The sequence below is a fragment of the Streptomyces cacaoi genome (assembly GCF_006539165.1).
Taxonomy (GTDB): domain Bacteria; phylum Actinomycetota; class Actinomycetes; order Streptomycetales; family Streptomycetaceae; genus Streptomyces; species Streptomyces cacaoi.
Genome location: NZ_BJMM01000131.1, coordinates 1 through 3,922, shown reverse-complemented (window position 1 = coordinate 3,922; position 3,922 = coordinate 1). Strand labels below are relative to the sequence as shown.

Annotated in this window: 1 protein-coding gene; it reads left to right on the top strand. The window is 74.9% G+C overall.

Annotation, left to right across the window (positions count from 1 at the left end; genetic code table 11):
• Positions 1–3,922, top strand: a 3,922-nt coding sequence (locus SCA03_RS34445; protein WP_141275885.1) for a type I polyketide synthase, incomplete at both ends; no start/stop codon positions are given.

The following is a 3,922-nucleotide window of genomic DNA, read 5'->3' as shown; positions in this document are numbered from 1 at the left end:
TCCGGTGCTGACCGCGGATGTCGAACAGACCCTGGAGGCGGCCGGTCAGGACGCCGTCGTCGTCGGCTCGCTCCTCCGCGACGACGGCGGTCGGCGGCGGCTGCTGCACTCACTCGGCGAGGCATTCGTGCGGGGTGTTCCCGTGGACTGGGCGCAGGCGTTCGCCGGTTCCGGGGCCCGCCGCGTCGACCTGCCCACCTACGCCTTCCAGCGCGCACACTACTGGCTCGACGCCGACACCGGCACCCTCGACGTCTCGGCCGCCGGCCTCATCCCCGCCCGCCATCCGCTGCTCGGCGCTGCCGTCCGCACCGCCGACGGCAGCGCCCTCGTCCTCACCGGACGGATCGCCGAAGCGACGCACGGGTGGCTCTACGACCACACCGTCGGCGGCCTCGCCGTGCTGCCCGGCACGGCCCTGCTCGAACTGGCCGTGCAGGCAGGGGACCGGTACGGCACCCCGCACATCGACGAACTCGTCCTCCACACCCTCATGGCGCTGCCCGGCCCGGGCGGTGCCGCCGACCTCCAGCTGACGGTCACCGCCTCCGGCGAGCCGGGCCGCGCCACGGCCACCATCCACGCACGCCCCGCCGACGGACCGGCCGCCGACGACGGACCGGCCGACGACGTCGACTCCGGTGCGCCGTGGACCCATCACGCGACCGCGACGCTCACCGCCACCCCCGCCACCCCCCGGACCCGGCAGACGCCGGACTGGGCCGTCACCTGGCCTCCCCCCGGAGCCACGCCGACCGGCCCCGGCGACGTCTACGCCGATCTGGCCGACACGGGCTATGTCTACGGACCCGCCTTCCAGCGGCTCAGCCGGATGTGGACGACTCCCGACGGAACCGTCTACGCAGAAGCAGACCTCCCTGGACGGCACGAGGAAGTCACCAGCGCAAGTACCGGCACGGGCACGGACACCGGAACCGGAACGGGCACCGGGGGCGGATACGCCCTCCACCCCGCCCTCCTCGACGCCGTCCTGCACGCCGTGGCGGCCGGCCGCATGCTGGGCGGCGGCGAGCTGCGGCTGCCGTACGCCTGGGCCGGCGTCACCCTGCACGCCGCCGGTGCCCGGGCGCTGCGCGCCCGTATCGCGTCCACCGGCGAGGCCGACGGGGCGCTCGCCGTCGACCTCGCCGACGCGGCTGGACGTTCGGTGGGGAGCATCGGCTCGCTCACCCTGCGGCCGGCCGACACCGCACGGTTCGGCGCGCCGCCGACCGGGGCAGCCGCCCGGTCGCTGTACGCCGTCGAGTGGGAGGCGGCGCAGCCGGGCGACCCGCGGCCCGCCGGCCACTGGGCCCTGCTGGCCGGTGACGACGACACGGTCACCCAAGCCGCCCTCCAGCGCGGCGGCGCCCTCCCGGCCACCGCGACCGCCTACCGGGACGTCGCCCACCTGCGCACCGCTCTCGGCTCCGGCGCCGCCGTGCCCGACGTTCTCGTATGGCTCGTGCCGCACAGCGGCGACGACGCCGTGACCGCCGACCCTGTGACGGCCGCCCACGAGCACGCAGCGGCAGCGCTGGAAACCGCCCGCGCGCTGCTCCTCGACGGCCGGATGGCCACCACCCGCCTCCTCGCCGTCACCGAGGGCGCCGTCGGCCCGGATGCCGTGACCGATATCGCCGGGGCCACCGTATGGGGGCTGCTGCGCACCGCACAGACCGAGACCCCGGGACGGTTCCTCCTCGTCGACACCGACCGGCACCGGGAGTCGCTCCGGTTGCTGCCCGCCGTCGCCGCCGGCACCGAACCACAGGTCGCACTGCGCGCCGGTGCGGCACACGTCCCCCGGCTCGCCCGCACCAAGGCCGCGGCCACCGCCGCCGCCACCCCCTTCGGCCCGGACGCCACGGTCCTGCTCACCGGCGCCTCCGGGCGGATCGGCCGCCTGCTCGCCCGGCACCTGGTCCACGAACACGGCGTACGCAGGCTGCTGCTCGTCAGCCGGGGAGGAGCCGGCGCGACTGCGGACCTCACCGCGGAACTCGCCGAGGCGGACTGTGCCGTGACGACGGTCGCCTGCGACCCGGCAGACCGCGGCGCGCTCGCCACCGCGCTCGCGGGCGTCCGCGACGAACAACACCCCCTCACCGCGGTGGTGCACGCCGCGGGCGCCACCGACGACGGCGTGGTCACCTCCCTGACGGCCGAACAGCTCGACAAGGTCCTGCGGCCCAAGGTGGACGCCGCCTGGCACCTGCACGAACTCACCCGCGAGGAACCGCTGACCGCATTCGTCGTGCTGTCCTCGGTCGCCGGTGTGCTCGGCACCGCGGGACAGGCCAACTACGCCGCCGCCAACGCCTTTCTCGACGCCCTGGCCGCTCACCGCTCCCACCTGGGGCTGCCCGGCCAATCCCTCGCCTGGGGCCTGTGGGACCAGAGCGGCGGCGATGGCATGGCGGCACACCTCGACGCCACCGACCGGAGGCGGCTGGCACGGCTCGGAGTGGTGCCGCTGCCCGAGGACGAGGCCCTCGCCCTGTTCGACCGCGCAGTCGCCGATCCGATGTCGCTCATGGTCCCCGCGAAGTTGGACGTGCGTCAGATGCGTGAGCGGGCCGAGCAGGACGAGTGGGACGGCGTGCCGGTGCTGCTGCGCCGCATCGTCCGCCCGCCGCGTGCCACTGGCGGGAACCCCCCGTCGCCCCGCGGGAACTCCCCGTTCGCCGATCGCCTGGCGGCCCTCGCGCCGGACGAGCGGGCGGGCGCGGCCCTCGATCTCGTACGGACCCAGGCCGCCGCCGTCCTCGGCCACGCGGTGGCCGAGCGGGTTCCCGCCGCACGGGCGTTCCAGGCCATCGGCTTCGACTCGCTCGGCTCGCTCGAACTGCGCAACCGGCTGAACACCGAGACCGGCCTACGGCTGCCCGTCGGGCTGCTGTTCGACCACCCCACACCCACCGCGCTCGCCACGTTCCTGGTGGACGAACTCGCCGATGGCATCGCCGTCCCGCCTGACGACGCCACAACGCCCGCCGATGTCGCGCCCGCTGACGTCGTTCCCGACGCCACAGCGCCCGCCGATGTCGCGCCCGCTGACCTTGTTCCCGACGAGGCGACGCCAGCCGACGTCGTCACCGACGACGCGACGCCTGCCGACGCCGCCTCCGACGAGGAACGGCCTGCCCGCACCACCACCCCCCACCCCGACGAGCCGTTGGCGATCGTCGGCATGGCCTGCCGCTATCCCGGGGGCGTGACCAGCCCCGAGGACCTGTGGGAGCTGGTTTCCACGGGCGCCGACGGCGTCGGCCCCTTCCCGGGCGACCGTGGCTGGGATCTCGACGCGCTCTACCACCCCGACCCCGACCACCCCGGCACGACGTACACCCGTGAGGGCGGCTTCCTGCACGACGCGGGCGACTTCGACGCCGGCTTCTTCGGGATCTCGCCGCGTGAGGCGCTGGCGATGGACCCGCAGCAACGGCTCATGCTGGAGACCTCGTGGGAGGCCCTGGAGCAGGCCGGGCTCGACGCGAGCGGGGCGCGCGCCGACCGTACCGGCGTCTTCTCGGGGCTGGTGTACCACGACTACGCCCCGCACCTGGACCGGACTCCCGAGCACGTCGAGAACCTCGTCCTGCCCGGCAACGCCGGAAGCGTGCTGTCCGGCCGGGTGGCGTACACGTTCGGGTTCGAGGGGCCGGCGGTGACGGTGGACACGGCGTGTTCGTCGTCGTTGGTGGCGCTGCATCTGGCCGGCCAGGCGCTGCGCTCGGGCGAGTGCGACCTGGCGCTGGCCGGCGGAGTGACGGTCATGGCCACTCCCAGCCCCTTTGTCCAGTTCGGCCGGCAGAAGGGGCTTGCGGCGGACGGCCGTTGCAAGCCGTTCTCGGCGGACGCGGACGGTACGGGCTTCTCCGAGGGTGTGGGCGTCCTGGTGCTGGAGCGGCTGTCGGAC